Origin of the sequence: Bradyrhizobium tunisiense (assembly GCF_042263385.1) — a bacterium.
GTDB lineage: Bacteria > Pseudomonadota > Alphaproteobacteria > Rhizobiales > Xanthobacteraceae > Bradyrhizobium > Bradyrhizobium tunisiense.
The window spans coordinates 310,656-329,676 of record NZ_JBHLEV010000003.1; the positions used below are offsets into that span (position 1 = coordinate 310,656).

The 19,021-nt window shown below is 65.7% G+C and carries 14 protein-coding genes and 1 pseudogene; 7 read left to right on the forward strand and 8 right to left on the reverse strand.

What is annotated here, in order from left to right; genetic code table 11:
• Positions 1-54: 54 nt before the first annotated feature.
• The 4 genes from ACFDR6_RS14695 to ACFDR6_RS14710 form a co-directional block, all read right to left on the reverse strand.
• On the reverse strand, positions 55-825 hold the full coding sequence (locus ACFDR6_RS14695; RefSeq protein ID WP_212079684.1) for a TIGR02186 family protein: 771 nt from the start codon (positions 823-825) through the stop codon (positions 55-57).
• A complete protein-coding gene (locus ACFDR6_RS14700; RefSeq protein WP_317242127.1) occupies positions 822-1,739 on the reverse strand; it encodes a sulfite exporter TauE/SafE family protein in 918 nt (305 codons plus the stop codon). Before ACFDR6_RS14700 ends, ACFDR6_RS14695 begins: the two co-directional genes overlap by 4 nt.
• A 327-nt stretch (positions 1,740-2,066) precedes the next feature.
• The gene (locus tag ACFDR6_RS14705) at positions 2,067-5,561 is read right to left on the reverse strand and encodes a tetratricopeptide repeat protein (RefSeq protein ID WP_375858720.1); all 3,495 of its coding nucleotides are present in this window, start codon (positions 5,559-5,561) and stop codon (positions 2,067-2,069) included.
• Between the two features lie 357 nt (positions 5,562-5,918).
• Positions 5,919-6,506, reverse strand: a complete 588-nt coding sequence (locus ACFDR6_RS14710; protein ID WP_212079687.1) for a PadR family transcriptional regulator — start codon at positions 6,504-6,506, stop codon at positions 5,919-5,921.
• A gap of 199 nt (positions 6,507-6,705) precedes the next feature.
• Here ACFDR6_RS14710 and ACFDR6_RS14715 point away from each other — a divergent pair, with 199 nt between their 5' ends.
• From ACFDR6_RS14715 to ACFDR6_RS14730, 4 genes are all read left to right on the forward strand, one after another.
• Complete coding sequence (locus ACFDR6_RS14715; RefSeq protein WP_375858721.1) at positions 6,706-7,092, forward strand: nuclear transport factor 2 family protein; 387 nt, start codon at positions 6,706-6,708, stop codon at positions 7,090-7,092.
• A gap of 41 nt (positions 7,093-7,133) precedes the next feature.
• Positions 7,134-8,924, forward strand: coding sequence for an acyl-CoA dehydrogenase C-terminal domain-containing protein (locus ACFDR6_RS14720; RefSeq protein WP_212079688.1), 1,791 nt, complete (start codon positions 7,134-7,136; stop codon positions 8,922-8,924).
• Between the two features lie 55 nt (positions 8,925-8,979).
• Positions 8,980-10,188 carry an acetyl-CoA C-acetyltransferase gene (locus ACFDR6_RS14725; RefSeq protein WP_317242130.1) on the forward strand — a complete coding sequence of 403 codons (1,209 nt, stop codon included), beginning with the start codon at positions 8,980-8,982 and terminating at the stop codon, positions 10,186-10,188.
• A gap of 93 nt (positions 10,189-10,281) precedes the next feature.
• Complete coding sequence (locus tag ACFDR6_RS14730) at positions 10,282-12,495, forward strand: FAD-dependent oxidoreductase (RefSeq protein WP_375858722.1); 2,214 nt, start codon at positions 10,282-10,284, stop codon at positions 12,493-12,495.
• A gap of 108 nt (positions 12,496-12,603) precedes the next feature.
• On the opposite strand, the pseudogene gstA reads toward ACFDR6_RS14730, so the two are convergent.
• Positions 12,604-13,217, reverse strand: a pseudogene (gstA, locus tag ACFDR6_RS14735) (glutathione transferase GstA).
• 126 nt (positions 13,218-13,343) lie between these two features.
• On the opposite strand from gstA, the gene ACFDR6_RS14740 reads away from it, so the two are divergent.
• From ACFDR6_RS14740 to ACFDR6_RS14750, 3 genes are all read left to right on the forward strand, one after another.
• Positions 13,344-13,838, forward strand: a complete 495-nt coding sequence (locus ACFDR6_RS14740) for a MarR family winged helix-turn-helix transcriptional regulator (protein ID WP_212079692.1) — start codon at positions 13,344-13,346, stop codon at positions 13,836-13,838.
• A 99-nt stretch (positions 13,839-13,937) separates the two neighbouring features.
• Complete coding sequence (locus ACFDR6_RS14745) at positions 13,938-15,308, forward strand: glutamate--cysteine ligase (protein WP_212079693.1); 1,371 nt, start codon at positions 13,938-13,940, stop codon at positions 15,306-15,308.
• A 112-nt stretch (positions 15,309-15,420) separates the two neighbouring features.
• Positions 15,421-15,999, forward strand: a complete 579-nt coding sequence (locus ACFDR6_RS14750) for a PAN domain-containing protein (RefSeq protein ID WP_375858723.1) — start codon at positions 15,421-15,423, stop codon at positions 15,997-15,999.
• Between the two features lie 148 nt (positions 16,000-16,147).
• Here the strand turns inward: ACFDR6_RS14750 and ACFDR6_RS14755 are convergent, their stop codons facing one another.
• Genes ACFDR6_RS14755 through tldD form a run of 3 tightly spaced genes read right to left on the reverse strand, consistent with a single transcriptional unit; the run spans position 16,148 to position 18,937 of the window.
• Positions 16,148-16,714, reverse strand: a complete 567-nt coding sequence (locus ACFDR6_RS14755) for a nucleotidyltransferase family protein (RefSeq protein ID WP_375858724.1) — start codon at positions 16,712-16,714, stop codon at positions 16,148-16,150.
• 19 nt (positions 16,715-16,733) lie between these two features.
• Positions 16,734-17,513, reverse strand: coding sequence for a signal peptidase I (gene lepB, locus ACFDR6_RS14760; RefSeq protein ID WP_212079696.1), 780 nt, complete (start codon positions 17,511-17,513; stop codon positions 16,734-16,736).
• Positions 17,510-18,937 (reverse strand): metalloprotease TldD, encoded by a 1,428-nt coding sequence (gene tldD / locus ACFDR6_RS14765; protein ID WP_212079697.1) that lies wholly within the window; start codon positions 18,935-18,937, stop codon positions 17,510-17,512. The genes lepB and tldD overlap by 4 nt, the downstream gene beginning before the upstream one ends.
• Positions 18,938-19,021: the final 84 nt, after the last annotated feature.

Here is a 19,021-nt window from a genome sequence, read left to right on the forward strand (position 1 = left end):
AGATGCGCAATTGCGCACCATAGCTCGCGCTGCGCGCGCCCCGGAATGACCGTCTCAATCCTTCCGAAATACGATCGACGCCATCCAGCCCGTCATCAGCGCCATTGCCGCGGTGACGAGGCCGTAGATCAGCCCGTTCTGCCTGGCGGTGGTGGCGACGAACTGCTCGAAGCCGACCTTGACGATCTCGAACGCGGTCTCGGTCTTGCCGATGAACGCGCCGTTCGCAAACAGCTTGATCTCCACCTCATAGGTGCCGATCGGCACCTCCGCCGGCAATGGAATGCCGGTGCGGAACAGCGTCGGCGTCAGGAACGTCACCGCGCTTCCATCCTCGCGGTAGAGCCCGCGCTGGGTGCGCAGGCGGATGAAGGCCGAGCGAAACGCATCGTTCGGCACCACGTCGGCAAAGTCGCCGCTGACCCGCTGCGTCAGCAGCACGTTGTTCAGCCCGATCTGCTGCCGTCGCGCGATCTCGGGCGAGGTGATCGCGTCGAAGGGGCGGTTGGCGAACAGTGCCAGATAGCTCGGTACCTGCAGGAACTGCCGGTAATCGGTGTTGATCCAGATCCCGAAGGTGCGCTCCTTGCGCCGCGTCACCATGTCGGCGCGCGGGCCCATCACGGTGACCACGAGATCATAAGCCGTGCGATCGGCGGGAGTCGTCGCGTCCTTCTCGACCGAGCCGAACAGCACCAGCTCCTCGCCGGAATAGTTCGGGGTCACCGTGACGCGGTGGTTGGAGACCGACACGATCAGCCGCTCGGCGCGCGCGGCGCCGCAGGCCAGCAGAACGAGAAGAGCCGCCACGAGCGCGCGCGTCATCCGGTAACTCCGAGCTCACGGATGGTGAAGAGATCCGCGGGGCGGATCACCAGCTCGATCGCGAAGCGGATTCCGACCGAGAGGATCAAGAGTCCCAGCAGCAGCCGCAGTTGCTCGCCGCGGATCTTCTGCCCGGCACGGACGCCGAACTGCGCGCCGGTGACGCCGCCGACCATCAGGATCAGCGCCAGCACGGCGTCGACGAGGTGGTTGGTCACCGCGTGCAGCATGGTCGCGAACAGCATCGTGACCAGCGTCAGGACCATCGAGGTCCCGATCACCGTCGAGGTCGGCACCCGCAAGAGATAGATCATGATCGGCACCAGGATGAAGCCGCCGCCGATGCCCATGATGGCGCCGATGAAGCCGATCATGACGCCGACGACCACGATGGGAATGACCGAGAGATAGATCTTCGAACGCTTGAACCGCATCTTCAGCGGCAGGCCGTGGATCCAGTTGTGGGTGCGCCGCGGCGGCAGCGCGCCGCGCCGGGTCCGCATCAGGGCGCGCAGGCCTTCGGAGAACATCAGGCTGCCGACGGTGGTGAGCAACACCACGTAAGAGAGCGCGATCATCAGATCGAGCTGGCCGAGCGCGCGAAGCTGCGTGAAGGTCCACACGCCGAGCGCTGTCCCGGTCACGCCGCCGCAGAGCAGAACGCTCGCCAGCGCCGGATCGATCGCCCGCCGCCGCCAATAAGACAGCGCGCCGGAAAAGGAGGAGGCCGCGATGTGGCTCGTGACGGAAGCGACCGCGACCGCCGGCGTGATGCCGATGAAGATCAGCAGCGGCGTCATCAGGAAGCCGCCGCCGATCCCGAACATGCCCGAGACGAAGCCGACCGCAGCGCCCATGGCGAGCACCAGGAAGACGTTGACCGGAAGATCGGCGATCGGAAGATAGAGCTGCATGGGACCACGCGCCGGCGAGACGGATCGACGATCGCGGAACGCCCGCGGGACGATCGGACCGATTGCCGCGCCCCTCAATAGCGGAATTTGCGGCTGGGAGGGACCGCGAATTTCGGGCGTGGTGAATGTGTTATGTGAGATCAGGTGGTTGCTCACCGCGCGCCGCGGCTTCCACCACCTCCTCCACTGTCATGCCCCGGCTTGACCGGGGCATCCAGTACGCCGCCCCCGTTGTTGTGAGAGCGAGCTTCTTAACGTCGGCCTCTGGAATACTAGGTCGCCCGGTCAAGCCGGGCGACGACAGGAGGAGAGAGCGCAGTAAGTCGCTTAGTGCGCTGCCGAGGCCGAGCGCTTGGTCGCCACAGCCTTCGCGGCCGGCTTCGTGCTCGCCTGCGGCGCGCTGTCCCAGCCGCCGTTCGGGGCCGGAACGTTGACGGCATCATCCGGCTGCGGCTCGGCGCTGAAAGTCTGGATCGCGAGCTTGGCGGCGGCGAGCGATTGCGGGTCGAGGCGCTTGGCGACGTCGTCGCGCTTGCCGGACGCATCCCCATCGCCCTGCGCGGCGGCCAGGCTGAACCATTTGTAGGATTCGGCGAGGTTCTGCTCGACGCCGATGCCGCGGGCATAGAGGATGCCGAGATTGAACTGGCTGTCGGCGACACCGCGATCGGCCGCTTTCCGGAACCACTGCGCCGCGCTCTTGTAGTTGGCGCCGCGTCCGCCGCCGTCGGCGTCGAGCACGGCGAGATTGTGCATCGCCTTGGCGTTGCCGCGCTCGGCGGCCTGGGTGTAGTAGCGGCGGGCGATGTCGGCGTCCTTCTTCACCCCCAAGCCCTTTTCGTAGAGCGTGCCGAGGCGGAAGGTGGCCGGCACGACACCGGCCTGCGCCGCGCGGTCGTACCACTTGGCAGCTTCGTCGTAATTCGTCGCAACGCCCTTGCCCTCGGCAAAGCGCACGCCGATCTCGTAGGCCGCGGTCGCATCGCCCTTCATCGCAGCGGTGCGCAGGCCCGGGCCGCCGATGCCGTCAGGCAGCTTTTCGCTCGGCGGCACCTGGATATGACTGAGCTTGGCGCGGCTCGTGCCCGACAGCGCACCGGTGATGTCGCTGTTGGTCGCAGGTGCGGGCGGTGTCGTGGCTGGCGCCGTCGGAATCTCGACCGAGGCCGAGTTGGCGGCTGGAGCCGGTGCGGCGTTGTTCTGGGATTGCCGTCCGATCGGCGTCGGCGACGTCATCGATGGCGTGACCTGCTCGGGCGTGGCGGGCTTGTTCTCGATCACCGGCGGCGGCGGGGCCGGCGGAGCGGGCTGGCTCGAGGTGTTGTCCATGGCCTGAGGTGCCGGCGTCGGGCTGCCCTCCAGGAGATTCATCGCCATCTTGAAAGTGCCGAGCACGATCACCACCACGCTCGCGCCGACCAGCAGCGAGCGGATCTTCGAGGTGATGGTCGAGCCGCCGTCCTTGTCCTTGGCGCGATCTGCGCCGGCCTTCGCGCCACCCTTGGCACCGCGCGCCGGCTTTTCCGGCTGCGCTGCGGCGGCCTGGGCGGCACGGCGGGCGGCGGCGATGAAGCTCGACGAGGAGACCGGCTCTTTCGCAGCAGCGGGGATGCCGCTGATCGCGCTCTCGGAGGCGGCGATACGTTCCGACGGCGATGCGACGCGTCCGCCCGGCCGTGTGCCCGGCTCGAGCGGATGATCCGGCGGCAATTCCGGGGCGAGCGCGGCGCGCGCGGGCGCCGTGTGCGGCTCCAGGATTTCGCTGATCGCGCGCGGCGGCAAGGGTGGTGCGACTTGCGACGCCATCGGCGCGGGCACCGGCGGCGGGGCAGGGGCCGCGGCATGGAATTCACGCGGCGCAGCGGCGAAGGCGCCTTGTGCCTGTTGCTGCGCGGCGGGATTCGGAAGTTCGGGCTTGGGATCGTATTTCGGCTGCTGTGCTTGCTGCCGCGGCTCGCGCGCGACAGGCGCGGCCTCCATGGCAGGGGCAATGGGAGCGGCCATCGCCATGGGCATGGGCTGCGGCGCAGGGGCCGGCGGCGCGGTCCGCACCGCGCGCAGATCGCCCTCGATCATCGAGAGGCGGTCGACCACGTGGCCGAGCGCGCTATGGACGGCGTCGAGCGAGTCCTGGGTGCTGCGGTTGGTCTCGGCCTGGTTGAAGCGGATGTCGGACAGCTCGCGCTTGACGAGATCCACCATGCCGGAATCGGCAGGCGACACGGAGCTGCGGCTTTCCGCCAGCGCAGAGTAAGTTGCCTGCTGCCGCTCCAGGTGCCGCAGGATGTCGTGCAGCCCGTCCTCGACGCGGCTCAAATTGCCGTTGCGCGGGTCGGAGGCGGCTTCGATCCGCTCCAGCAGATACGAGACGCGCTGTTCGAGATGCGCGAAGGTCGAGGCCGAATCGTTGCCGACCTGCATGCGGTCGAAGCGGTCCGACAGAGCGCGGATCGCAGATTCGAGATGTTCGGTGCTTTCGGACGGCTGGGGCCGCTCGCGCGTTTCCAGCGCCGCGGTGAGCGCGGCGATGCGCTGCTCGAGCACCGTAAAGCTGTCGCCCTGGCCGGAGGCGCGGGTAACCTGGTCGACCTTGGACGACAGCAGCTGCACGTCTTCGGACAGGCGGGCCAGCGCTTCGTTGGACGCGACGTTGGAGACGATGCCGCGCAGCGCCGCGATCGCGCTTTCGAGCTGATGCACCGTCGAGGGATCGTCATTGGCGCGCAGGATCAGATCGAGCTTGGCGCCGAGATTGCGGATCGCCTCGTCATAGCCGGTGAGCTGCTCCGCCGGCGTCAGCGTGCGCAGCACCTGCTTGATGTCGGACAGCGCGTGCTCGATGCCCGACAGGACCTGGCCGTCGGTGCCGCTCGAACGCGTCTCGTCGATCCGCCGATGCAGCGAGCGGATCTCGTTCTCGATCGATTCGATCGCGCGCCGCGGCATCGCCTCGGTGATGGCGGTGCGGATTTCGGCGAGCTCGCTGCGGAAGGCGTTGATCGCCTGCTCGGTATTGTCGGGGCGCTGCAGCGACTCGATCTGACTCGTGATCTTGAGCAGATGACGCTCGAGCGACGAGAAATCCGGCCCCGCCTGCTGTGGCGGCGGAGCATAGGCAGGCGCGGGTGGCGCCGCCATTGGTGTCATGGGGGGCGCGAAGGCAGCCGCATGGGGCGCAATGGAGGGCGCGGTACGCGGCGGCATCTGCCTGGGCGTAAAGCCGTCGAGCTCGCTCTGCCGCGCGGTGATCTCGGCGACGGCGACGTCGAACGAAGCCGGGCTCAGGGGAGGGGAGTTGCGATAGACCTGCGCTGCCGCGCGCTCGACCGCGTCGGCCTGTCGCTGGCGCGTCTCGACGGGAGACGGCGCAGGTGAAGATGAAGGTGCCGGCCGCGGCGCCGGAGGCTGCTGCGGCTTGGAGATTTGCGACAGCCGCGCGTCGAGCCGCGAGATCGCATCGTTGAGCTGGCGCGCGACGCCCTGCTCGCGTGAGACGTCTTGCCGTGAAGGGTCTTGTCGCGAAGCGTCCTGTCTTGAAGTGTCCTGGCGCTGCGCGGGCTTGGAGATGCGTTCGATCTGCTGGGTGATCGCGTCGAGCCGCTGGTGGATGTCGGCGACTTCGCGGCTTTCCTGACTCGGTGCTTGCGGCATGTGGTGCGGACGCTGGTCATAAGGTCCGCGAAAATCTGGCGGGGCGGTCTCGCCGAGCGTGGAATTCAGCCAATCGTTGAGTGACATGCCGGCTCTGCGCGCAGCAGCTTCGGCCCGCTCCCGGACGGATGGGTCGATGCCGTCAACACTCCACGATACGCGCGAATTCATGACTCTGTCCGGTTCCGACTCCGGCGCCCACCCGACGCCTCCAGCCTTCCCACGCGTGCCAGTTGCAAACACAACCGAATTTGGCGCGGGTCGTCTGCCTCGAAAACCGACTTTTGTCCGTTACGGTAAATAACGGGTTAAGGAATGCGGCACCGCTGTCTTAAAGTTGGGCGGGGGAACCCGCGATGGATCGGCGATCTCGCCATCGCTACCGCTGTCATGCCCCGGCTTGACCGGGGCATCCAGTTTGTCGCGCCTTCTCGATTCTGGCCACGCCGTCTCTGGAATGCTGGATCGCCCGCCTTCGCTGCGATGGCGGTGAGGCGGCGGCGAGAGGCTCGTGCAACGTGGTGCCCTTCAGCCCTTCTCGCGCTTGCTGTCCTCCAGCGGCACCACAGTCCCCTTGCCGCTCATTGCCGACAGCGCGGCGAGCGTCTCCTCGCAGAAGTCGGCCACCATCTGCTCGTGGCGGGCGCCCAGGCGGAGCAGCAGCAGGTTGCCGAGGTCGAGCCTTCCCTCGGCGGTGCCGTCCGGAAAGCGCTTCTTCAGGATGCGCTCGTAATTGGCGTGGCGGTCGCGATGGTGCTCCAGGCGCGCCATCAGGTCGGTGCGCAACGGCTCGATGTCGATGCTGTCGAGGGCATGGAGGCGGACCAGCAGGTCGTCCTTGGTCGAGGCTGGCGTGCTTGGTCGCGCGGCCCAGTGCCGCAGCGCTGTTCGCCCTTCCGGAGTAAGCGTATAAACCAGCTTGTTGGGCTTACCCGTCTGCACGACTTCGCGGCCCTGGATGTGGCCGCGGTCGCGCAGCTTGGAGAGCTCGCGGTAAATCTGCTGATGGTCGGCCTTCCAGAAGAAGCCGATCGAGGAATCGAATGTTTTGGCGAGCTCGTAGCCCGTCATCGGACGTTCCGTCAGGCATGCGAGGATCGCGTCGCCCAGGGCCATACCCGGCCTCCTTGTTTCAACCTCGACCATCATGCTTGACTTTATGCGTATTGGCGCATATGCGTCAATGTGCATATAGGGATACATCGGGCCGGACGAAAGATTCGACCCGAAAAGTCCAGCGAAATCAATTGCCTCGCTACTGTGCATGGGGTTGTTTTCGCGTTTTTTTGTCCAGGCCTTTAGGGAGGCACCGAGAATGACCGGCCTCGATTCCTGGTACGCCTACATGAAGTCTCACGACCGCGCCGCGCTTTGGGACCTCCTGCATCCCGACGCCGTGTTCGAAAGCCCCGTCGTGCATTCGCCGCAGCGCGGGCGCGACATCACCTTCAAATACCTTTCCAGCGCCGAGAAGGTGCTCGGCGGCCCCGGCTTCACCTATGTCGGTGAATGGCGCAGCGACAATGGCGCCGTGCTCGAATTCAAGAATGTCATCGACGGCATCGAGATCAACGGCGTCGATATCATCAGTTTCGATGCCGAGGGACGCATCACCCATTTCAAGGTGATGGTGCGTCCGCTCAAGGCGATCAACATGCTGCACCGCCTGATGGCCGAGCAGCTTGCCGCCGCCCGATCATAAGCCCAACATCGTCCCTTCAAGCCCCATGCCGGGAGACCACCATGCCGATCTACAAAGCCCCCGTCGAAGACGTGAACTTCCTGCTCAACGACGTCTTCCAGATCGACCGCTACGATAATCTCGCCGGCTTCTCCGATGCGTCGAGCGACGTGCGCGAAGCCATCCTCGGCGAAGCCGCCAAGCTCGCCGAAGAGGTCCTGCAGCCGCTCAACCGCGTCGGCGATCTCGAAGGCTGCAAGCGCGCCGACGACGGCAGCGTGACCACGCCGAAGGGCTTCAAGGAGGCGTACAAGCAGGTCGCCGAGGGCGGCTGGCTCGGCCTGTCGGCGCCGACCGAGTTCGGCGGGCAGGGGCTGCCGGTGACGCTGAGCCAGGCCGTCAACGAATTCCAGATCTCAGCCAACATGGCGTTTTCGATGTATGGCGGCCTCACCATGGGTGCGACCGCGGCGCTGATCGTTCATGGCTCGCCCGAGCAGAAGAAGACCTATGTGCCGAAGATGGTCGCGGGCGAATGGACCGGCACCATGAACCTGACCGAGCCGCATTGCGGCACCGATCTCGGCATGCTCCGCACCAAGGCGGTGCGCCAGGCCGACGGCAGCTTCAAGATCACCGGCACCAAGATCTTCATCTCCGCCGGCGAGCACGATCTCGCCGACAACATCATCCACCTCGTGCTCGCCCGCATCGAGGGCGCGCCCGCCGGCATCAAGGGCGTGTCGCTGTTCGTGGTGCCCAAGTTCCTCGTGAATCCGGATGGCTCAGTCGGTGCCCGCAACGGCGTCGTCTGCGGCTCGATCGAGCACAAGATGGGCATCCACGGCAATTCGACCTGCGTGATGAACTACGACAACGCCACCGGCTGGCTGATCGGCGAAGAGAACAAGGGCATGCAGGGCATGTTCGTGATGATGAACGAGGCGAGGCTCGGCGTCGCCGTGCAGGGCCTTGCACAGTCCGAGGTCGCCTATCAGAACGCGGTCGCCTATGCCCGCGAGCGCATCCAGGGCCGCGCGCTGACCGGCGCCAAGGCGCCGGACAAGCAGGCCGATCCGATCATCGTGCATCCCGACGTGCGCCGCACGCTGCTCTCGATCCGCGCCTTCAACGAGGCCGCGCGCGCCTTCGTGATGTGGACCGCGCTGAAGAGCGACGTCGCTCATCGCTCCGAAGATCCGAAGGACCGCCAGGCCGCCGACGACCACATGGGCCTGATGACGCCGGTGCTGAAGGGCTTCCTCACCGATTACGGCTTTGCCAATGCGGTGCAGGCACAGCAGATGTATGGCGGTCACGGCTACATCGCCGAGCAGGGCATGGAGCAGTTCGTGCGCGATGCGCGCATCGCGATGATCTACGAAGGCGCCAACGGCATCCAGGCACTCGACCTCGTCGGCCGCAAGCTGCCGCGCGACGGCGGCCGCGCCATCATGGCGTTCTTCGGCGAGGTCATGGCCTTCGCCAAGGAGAACGGCGGCGACGAGGCGCTCAAGCCCTTCATCACGCCCCTCTCGGCCTCGCTCGGCCATCTCCAGCAGGCGACGACCTGGCTGATGCAGAACGCGATGGCCAAGCCTGACAATGCCGGCGCGGCCGCAACCGATTACCTGCATCTCTTCGGCTTCGTCGCGCTCGGCTATATGTGGGCGAAGATGGCCAAGGTGACGCAGGCGAAGATTGCCGAGAGCGGGGCGACGCCCTATCTCTCGACCAAGCTGGTCACCGGCCGTTTCTTTATGGAGCGGATGCTGCCGGAGACCGCCGCCAATCTCGCGCGCATCCAGGCCGGCTGCGCCACCATCATGGAATTGCCGGCGGAAGCATTCTGAGCCTGCTTCCGCTGCCTGCTCCCAATCGTATCGAACATCATACCAGGAGGGCGTCATGCCTGAGGCATTCATCTACGACCACGTTCGCACCCCCCGCGGCCGCGGCAAGGCGGACGGCGCGCTGCACGAAGTCACCGCGCTCGCGCTCGCGACCGTGCCGCTGAAGGCGCTGAAGGACCGCAACAACCTGCCCGAGGATTCCGTCGATGACGTCGTGCTCGGCGTGGTCGATCCGGTCGGCGAGGCCGGCTCCGACATCGCGCGCTTCGCCGCGCTGAAAGCCGGTCTCGGCGAAGCCGTCCCCGGCGTGCAGATCAGCCGCTTCTGCGCTTCGGGCTTGGATGCCGTGAACTTCGCTGCCGCGCAGGTGATGAGCGGCCAGCATGAGCTGGTGATCGGCGGCGGCGCCGAATCGATGAGCCGCGTCGGCATCGGCGCCTCCGGCGGCGCCTGGCCGATGGATCCCTCGATGGCCGTGCCGGCCTATTTCATGCCGCAGGGCGTCTCGGCCGATCTGATCGCCACCAAATACGGTTTCTCGCGCGACGACGTCGACGCCTATGCGGTGCAGAGCCAGCAGCGTGCGGCGAAGTCCTGGGAGGAAGGCCGCTTCGACAGGTCGATCGTGCCGGTGAAGGACATCAACGGCCTCACCATCCTGGCCAAGGACGAGCACATGCGTCCCTCGACGACGATGCAGTCGCTGGCGCAGCTGCAGCCCTCGTTCACGATGATGGCGCAGATGGGCGGCTTCGACGGCGTCGCGATCCAGTCCCATCCCGAGATCGAGCGCGTCAACTACGTACACCATGCCGGCAATTCGTCGGGCATCGTCGATGGCGCCGGCGCCGTGCTGCTCGGCAGCAAGGACGCGGCGGCGAAATACGGCTTGAAGCCGCGTGCAAAGATCCGCGCGTTCGCCAATATCGGCTCCGAGCCGGCCATGATGCTGACCGGTCCGGTCGACGTCACCGAGAAGCTGTTTGCGCGGTCGGGCATGAAGAAGTCGGACATCGATCTGTTCGAGCTCAACGAAGCCTTCGCTTCGGTCGTGCTGCGCTACATCCAGGCCTTCGACATCGACAACGCCAAGATCAACGTCAATGGCGGCGCCATCGCGCTCGGCCATCCGCTTGGCGCCACGGGTGCGATGATCCTCGGCACCGTGCTCGACGAGCTCGAGCGCACCAACAAGTCCACCGCCCTCGTCACGCTGTGCATCGGCGGCGGCATGGGCACCGCGACCATCATCGAGCGGGTCTGACTTCTTACCCTCTCCCACAAGGGGAGGGGGTAAGACGAGATCTCAATTCAACCGCCGCGCCTGAGACCGGCTGCGGCCCGAGGAGCCACCAACATGTCGTACAAGAACTTCAAGGTCGAGACCGACGCAGACGGCATCGCGCTCGTCACCTGGGACATTCCGGGCCGTTCGATGAACGTGCTCGACGAGACCTCGACCAGCGAGCTGGACGCGATCGTCAAGGCGACCACGGCGGACGCCGCGGTGAAGGGCGTCGTCATCACCTCTGCCAAGGAAGCCTTCTGCGCCGGCGCGGATCTGTCGATGCTCGAGGGCATGAACCAGGCCTATGCGAAGGTCTTCAAGGAGCAGGGCGAGACCGCCGCGAACCAGATGCTGTTCGACCAGAGCCGTCGCTTCTCGCAGGTGCTGCGCTCGATCGAGACCTCAGGCAAGCCGTGGGCGGCCGCGATCAACGGCCTCGCGCTTGGCGGCGGTTTCGAGATCACGCTGTGCTGCCACTATCGCGTGGCGGCTGAGAATCCCAAGACGCGCCTCGGCCTGCCCGAGGTCAAGGTCGGCCTGTTCCCCGGCGCCGGCGGTACGCAGCGCGTGCCGCGCCTGGTGCCGCCGCAGGACGCGATGACGATCCTGCTCAAGGGCGATCCTGTCACGGTGGACAAGGCCAAGGCGCTGAACCTGATCCACGCCATCGTTCCTGCCGCCGACCTCGTCAAGGCCGCAAAGGACTGGATCAAGGGCGGCGGCAAGGCGGTCGCGCCCTGGGACGAGAAGGGTTTCAAGCTGCCCGGCGGCCCGGTGTTCTCCAAGGCCGGCATGATGATGTTCCCGGCCGGCAACGCGATCTACCGCCGCGAGACCTACGACAATTATCCGGCCGCGCGCGCCATCATGAGCTGCGTCTATGAAGGCCTGCAGTTGCCGATCGACGCGGCGCTTCGCGTCGAGTCGCGCTACTTCACCTCGGTGCTGCGCTCGAAGGAAGCGGCCGCGATGATCCGCAGCCTGTTCCTGTCGATGCAGGAGCTGAACAAGGGCGCGCGCCGCCCGAAGGACGTAGCCCCGACCAAGGTGAAGAAGATCGCGGTGATCGGCGCCGGCTTCATGGGTGCGAGCGTCGGCTACGTCTCGGCCCGCGCCGGCCTCGATGTCGTCCTGATCGACCGCGACCAGGAGAGCGCCGACAAGGGCAAGGCGCATGCTCAGAAGGTGATCGAGGAGCAGATCAAGAAGGGCCGCGCCAAGCCCGGTGATGCCGAGGCGCTGCTCGCGCGCATCACGCCGACCGCGGACTATGTCGCGCTGAAGGACGTCGACCTCGTCATCGAGGCGGTGTTCGAGGACCGCAAGGTCAAGGCCGAGACCTTCGCCAAGGCACAGCAACATCTCAAACCCGACGTGATCTTCGCCTCGAATACCTCGACGCTGCCGATCACCTCGCTGGCCGAGAGCTTCAAGGACCAAGGCAAGTTCGTCGGCATCCACTTCTTCTCGCCGGTCGAGAAGATGATGCTGGTCGAGATCATCAAGGGCAAGAACACCGGCGACCTCGCGCTCGCGACCGCGCTCGACTACGTCCGGCAGATCGGCAAGACACCGATCGTCGTCAACGACTCCAGAGGCTTCTTCGCCAACCGCTGCGTCGGCCGCTACGTCGCCGAGGGCAACGAGATGTTCCTCGAAGGCGTGCCGCCGGCGATGATCGAGAACTGCGCCAAGATGGCCGGCATGCCGGTCGGTCCGCTCTCGCTGTCGGATGAAGTCGCGCTCGACCTCGGCCTCAAGATCATGAAGGCGACGGAGGCCGATCTCGGTCCCAACGCCATCAACCCCGACCAGAAGAAGCTGATGGTGGAGATGGTCGAGAAGCAGGGCCGTTTGGGCCGCAAGAACAGCAAGGGCTTCTACGACTACCCCGAGAAGGGCAAGGGCCAGAAGAGCCTGTGGCCGGGCCTCTCGGCCTTGCAGCCGAAGCAGCTCGACCCCGACACGCTCGATATCGAGGAGCTGAAGCAACGCTTCCTGGTGGTGCAGGCGGTGGAAGCCGCGCGCACGGTCGAGGACCATGTCATCACCGATCCGCGCGAGGCGGATGTCGGCTCCATCCTCGGCTTCGGCTTCGCCCCGTTCACCGGTGGCACGCTGTCCTATATCGACTTCATGGGCCCCAAGACGTTCGTCGAGCTCTGCCACAAGCTGGAGGCGAAATACGGCTCGCGCTTCACGCCGCCGAAGCTGCTGGAGGAGATGGCCGCGAAGGGCGAAACCTTCTACGGCCGCTTCGCGCCGAAGAAGGCGGCGGCCTGACGGGGGCCGGACCCCCGGATTGCGCTGCGCTCCATCCGGGCTACGCACAAATGAAAGGCCGGATCATTGATCCGGCCTTTCCATCATCTCGTATGTTGAGCCCCGGCCTTACTTCGCCTGGACCAGCCCTTCCTTCTTCAGGGCTTCCTGCACTTGAGGCCGCGCCGCGACGCGCGCCTTGTAGGCGGCGAGGTTCGGCATCGCCGAGAGGTCGAACTTCATCCGGTCGCCCCAGGTGAGCATCGTGAAGAGATAGCCGTCGGCCACCGTGAACTGCTTGCCCATGAGATAGTCGCGGCCGGCGAGCTGGCTGTCGATGTATTTCAGCTTGCCCATGACGCGATCCCTGAAGAAGGCTTTGGCTTCGTCGTTGAGGGCCGGCGCGAACAGCGGACCAAAGCTCTTGTGCACCTCGGACGTGAGGAAATTCAGCCACTCCAGCAGCTTGTAGCGCTCGGAACTGCCGTGGGCCGGTGCCAGCGCCTTGGCTGAAGCCTGATCGGCGATCATCTGGACAATCACCGGGCCTTCCGTCACGATCTCACCGCTGTCGAGGCCCAGCGCAGGGACTTGGCCCTTGGGGTTCAGCTTCAGATAATCCTCGCCATTTTCGAGCGTCTTGGCCCGGAGATCGACCTTGACCAGCTCATAGGGCAGGCCGGCTTCCAGGAGCGCTATGTGGGGGACAGCGAGCAGGCACCGGGCGCATAATACAGTTTCATGGAATTTCCTTCTCTTGAAGCTTGGTTCGGCCGAAACTGCGATTACATGCAGCTGCTTGGAATAGTCAAGATTGATGCAGCTGCATCAAATGGGGTAAGAGACGGCGACGAGCTTGAGCTGGGACCATGAAACGCAAACCATCGACCGAAGCGACGTCCGCCTGGATCCGCCTGATGCGCGTGCCGAGCCGGGTGCTCGATTGCGTCGAGCAGGACCTGAAGAAGGCCGGCTTCCCGCCGCTGGCCTGGTATGACGCCCTGCTCGAATTGTCGCGGGCGCCCTCGGGCGAGCTGCGGCCGGTCGAACTCGAACGGCAGATGCTGATCCCGCAATACTCCACCTCGCGCCTGATCGACCGCCTGGTCGACGAGGGCCTGGCGTCGCGGCGCGAATGCAAGATCGACAAGCGCGGCCAATTCGTCGAGATCACGGAAGCCGGCCGCGAGTTGCAGAAGCGGATGTGGAGTGCCTATTCGGCCGCGATCGAGAAGTATGTCGGTTCGAAACTGTCCGACGCCGACGCCATCAAGCTCAGCGGGCTGCTCGACCGCCTGGGCTGCTCGTGCGGCGAGATGAAACTACCGCCCGCGGGCGTCAACGAAAGCATGCCGTCGCGATGATCGCGCGGCAAATCCACGCGTCCGCGCAACCGGTGGGTTCGCGGACCATCCTGTCACCCGCGCGCGTTCGGTCGAAGCGCCTTTTGATTAGAGTTTGATATGGCGCGAGACCAGATCGATATGACGCCGCTGCAATCGCGCGACGAGCTCGTCGCGTGGTTCGAGGCCGGCAGCAAGGACCCGTCCGAATTCCGCATGGGCACCGAGCACGAGAAGACGCCGTTCACGCTCGAAGGCCACCGTCCGGTGCCTTACGAGGGCGCGCGCGGCATCGGCGCGTTGCTCGAGGGCATGAAGCTCCTGCTCGGCTGGGAGCCGATCATGGAGAAGGGCAACATCATCGGCCTCTACGACGTCACCGGCGGTGGTGCGATCTCGCTCGAGCCCGGCGGACAGTTCGAGCTGTCAGGCGCGCCGGTCGAGAACGTGCACCAGACCCAGAGCGAGTTGATGGCGCATCTGGCGCAGGTGCGCGAGATCGCAACGCCGCTCGGCATCGGCTTCCTCGGTCTCGGCATGACGCCGTCCTGGTCGCGCGCGGACATCCCGATGATGCCCAAGGGCCGCTACAAGATCATGACCAACTACATGCCGAAGGTCGGCCAGTACGGCCTCGACATGATGTACCGGACCTGCACGGTGCAGACCAATCTCGACTTCTCCTCCGAAGCCGACATGGTCAAGAAGCTGCGCGTCTCGCTCGCGCTTCAGCCGGTCGCCACCGCCCTGTTCGCCAATTCGCCGTTCACCGAAGGCAAGCCGAACGGCTTTCTCTCCTTCCGCTCGGAGATCTGGCGCGACACCGACAATGCGCGGTCGGGCATGATGCCGTGGGCCTTCGAGGACGGCATGGGGTTCGAGCGCTATGTCGACTACGCGCTCGACGTGCCCATGTATTTCGTCAAGCGCGGCGAGGAGTACATCGACGTGTCGGGCTCCTCGTTCCGCGCGTTCTTCGACGGCCGCAACAACAACCTTCCCGGCGAGCGTCCGACCCTGTCGGACTGGGCAAACCATCTCTCGACGATCTTCCCGGAGGTGAGGCTCAAGCGCTATCTGGAGATGCGCGGCTCCGACGGCGGCCCGTGGGGACGGTTGCCGGCGCTGCCGGCGTTCTGGGTCGGGCTGCTCTACGACGATGTCGCGCTCGATGCCGCCTGGGAGATCGTCAAGCACTGGAGCGCGGCTGAGCGTCAGGCCCTGCGCGACGACGTGCCGCGCTTCGGCTTCAAGGCACGGATCAAGGACCGCTATCTGTTCGAGATCGCCAAGGAATGCCTCGCTCTGGCACATGCGGGCCTGCGTCGGCGCGGCCGCATCGACCAGCTCGGTCGCGACGAAACGCGGCATCTGGAGCCGCTCGACCGCATCATCGATTCCGGCCGGACCCCGGCCGAGGAAATGTTGGACAAGTTCAACGGTCCCTGGAAGGGCTCGGTGGAACCGGCCTACGCCGAATACGCGTTCTAGGCGGTAGGCCGCCGCTCGGGATTTCAGCCGTTCATCGCCCATACAGGTTTGCGGCGATCAAATGACCGGCTGAAAAAACCTGAGCGTCGTCAATAACTCGAAAGCTGTTCCGATGGGGAAGGGCCGCCTGTCCGGCGCCGTCATGGCAAAGGTCCTGCCAAGCGTCGTGGCATGTGTCACGCTGCTCTCGCTCGCATGCGCGAGCGCGCCGGCGCGCGCCCAGACTGCGTTCGATCGGCCCGGCGGCGACTATTTCAGCTCACCGGTCGCCTCAGGCGATCCCGAGGATTGCGCGCTGCTGTGCGAGCGTGACCGCCGTTGCCGTTCCTGGAGCTTCAACTATCCCGACGTCGAAGGCGGTTCGGCGGTGTGCTGGCTGAAGAACACCGTGCCGGCGCGCGTGCCGGGCAGTTGCTGCATCTCCGGTGTGCGCGGCGCCGGCGTGATCGAGCCGCGGGTCGAGGGCGTGGAGACGTCGATCGACCGTCCCGGCGGTGATCTGCGCAATTTCGAGCTGAAGGAGGGGGAGGGCGTCGAGGCCTGCAAGGCCGCGTGCACCGCCGACAACAAATGCCGCGCCTTCACCTATGCCCGCCCCGGCTACACCGGACGTGAGGCGCGCTGCTTCCTGAAAAAGGAAATCAAGCCGCCGCGCCGCAAGGCGGGATTTACCTCGGGCGTGGTGAGATAAGCTCCGCTCTCTTCGTCGTCGGCGCTGCCGTAGGGTGGACAAAGGCGCAAAGCGCCGTGCCCACGATCTTTGCGATATGACGACAGACGAGTGGGCAGGCTACGCTTTGCCCACCTGCGATCTCTCACTGACAATCACCTACGAGATCTCACTCTGTGGCGATCACGGTGAGCTCCGGCCACAGCGCCCGCCATCGCGTGGCCTTTGCCGCGTAGTTCGCCGCTGAAAAATTCGGGCTTGGATTTGGCCGCACGATCAACCCTACGACATCGTCAAACCCATGCGGCGCGTAGACCTCGTAACCATCTCCTGCGCGCCGGACGCCGACCTGCGTGTTCTGCGTCAGGAAGCGATCGATGCCTTCTCTCGAGCTTCTCAGGGACGGATAGGGCAAGCCGTGCTTGGCGGGGTACCACAGATGCACGCGGGCCTGGTTGCGGATCTCGACTTTGACGCCGAGATGCGCGAGCCGCGCGTGCAGCTTGCGGATGACCGCGTCCTCCGCATCCCACGAAGTGTCGGGATCGAAATAGAACACGTCATAGTCGGCGATGCCGTGATCGATCGGGCGGCGCGTGAGCACGTTCCACACGGTCTGCACCAGGCATCCGGAAACCAGCCAGGCATCTGGCAGCCCGAGGCGATGCAGTTCATCGATGATCGCGACGTTGACGGGATTTCTCAGCGCGAGCGCGAGGAATTCGTCACGGTTCATCGTCGTGCAATGAGGTGACTTAATGTACCGCGGTGAAGAACCGTGCCAGCCTGAATCCCGACAGCCAGGTCCACACCGGCTGGCCGCGCATGCCGAGATCCCAGGAGCCGAGCACCGCGTCCGCACGGCCGATCAGATTGTCGATCGGCAACAGGCCGACGCCGCCGGACCGCAGCGGCACGCGGCTGTCAGAGGAGTTGTCGCGGTTGTCGCCGAGCACGAACAGATGGCCTGATGGCACCGTCACTTCCGGCGTATTGTCGAGCGGACCGTTGTCGCGCATCTTGAAGATCAGGTGCGAGACGCCGTTCGGCAGCTTCTCCACATAACGGTAGGCGGGCTCGCTGCCGCCATTGTCGTCCTCGGCCGCACCGACGCCGTCCGGCTTGAGCTCGGCGGGGCGGTCGTTGATGAAGAGCTGGCCCTGCCGCATCTGGATGCGATCGCCCGGCAGTCCCACGACACGCTTGACCCAGGCCTGCGAACGATCGCCGGGCCAGCGAAACACCACGACGTCGCCGAGCTTCGGCGTCTCCGCGAACACGCGCCCGGTCTCGGGCAGGCTGATCTGAATCGGCAGCGACGAGGTGCCGTAGCCATAGGGAAATTTCGAGGCGAGCAGCGCATCGCCGATCAGCAACGTCGGCTCCATCGAGCCCGACGGCACGTAGAACGGCTCGGCGAGCGCGCCCTTGGCGATGAAGACGGCGGCGACGATACCGGCGAGCTGAACGATCTGTCCGCCCCAGCCGCTGCTCTTACGCTTGGGCGTGACAGTGACCTTTTCTTCAACGCTCATGCGCCCGTTCCACCCACCGTGATGCGTTCCATCAGCAGCGACGGCTGGCCGACGCCGACGGGCACACCCTGGCCGTTCTTGCCGCAGGTGCCGATGCCGGTATCGAGCGCAAGGTCGTTGCCGATCATGCGGATCCGGTGCAGGTCGGTCGGCCCGTTGCCGATCAGCATGGCGCCCTTCAGCGGGGCGCCCAGCTTGCCGTTCTCGATCTTGTAGGCCTCGGTGCACTGGAACACGTATTTGCCCGAGGTGATGTCGACCTGGCCGCCGCCGAAATTCGCGGCGAACACGCCATTCTTCACCGAGGCGAGGATCTCGGCCGGATCGCGGTCGCCCGCGAGCATGTAGGTGTTGGTCATGCGCGGCATCGGCACGTGGGCATAGCCCTGGCGGCGCCCGTTGCCGGTCGGCTTCATGTTCATCAGGCGTGCGTTCTGGCGGTCCTGCATGTAGCCGACCAGAATGCCGTCTTCGATCAGCACGGTACGATTGGTCGGCGTGCCCTCGTCGTCGATCGACAGCGAGCCGCGGCGCGAGGCAATCGTGCCGTCGTCGACCACGGTGACGCCCTTGGCTGCGACCTGTTGGCCCATCAAGCCGGCGAATGCAGACGTCTTCTTGCGGTTGAAGTCGCCCTCGAGGCCATGGCCGACCGCTTCGTGCAGCATCACGCCGGGCCAGCCGGCGCCAAGCACGACGTCCATCTCGCCGGCCGGCGCCGGAATCGATTCCAGGTTGACCAGGGCTTCGCGCAGGGCGCCATCGGCGGCGTCGCGCCAGTTCTTGCTCTCGATGAATTCGGCATAGCCGGCCCGGCCGCCATAACCCTTGCTGCCGCTCTCCTGGCGATCGCCCTGGCCGGCGACGACGGAGACGTTGACGCGCACGAGCGGGCGAATGTCGCGATAGCTCTCGCCGTCGGGCCGCAGGATCTCGACCACCTGCCAGGTTGCGCCCAGGCTGACGCTGACCTGCCGCACCCGAGGATCCTTGTCGCGCAGGTAAGCGTCGATCTCGGCGAGCAGTTTGACTTTTGTCTCGAAGCCCGGCGCGTCCAGCGGATTGTCGTCGCCATAGAGGCGCACATTGGTACGCGGGGGCGGGGACGCAAAGCTGCCGGAATAGCCGCCGCGCACGGCCGCGACCGCGTCCGCGGCGCGGATCAGCGCGGGCAGCGACACGTCGGAGGAATGCGCGTAGCCGACCGCGTCGTCCTTGACCGCGCGCAGGCCAAACCCTTGCGAGGTGTCGTAGGTCGCCTGCTTCAGACGCCCGTTGTCGAACATCAGCGCTTCGGTCTGGCTGTATTCCAGGAACAGCTCACCGTCGTCGGCGCCAGCGAGCCCGCGCGCCACCTCGCTGCGAACCTGGTCGCGATCGAGATTGGCGCGGTCGAGCAGGGAGGTCGTGGCAGGGTTTGTCATGCGTCCGTCCATTAGCGGAAGATGTAGGGCAAGATAATGGTTTCGGACCGGTTCCGCGAGGGCGCCAAGTCTCACATTACGGAA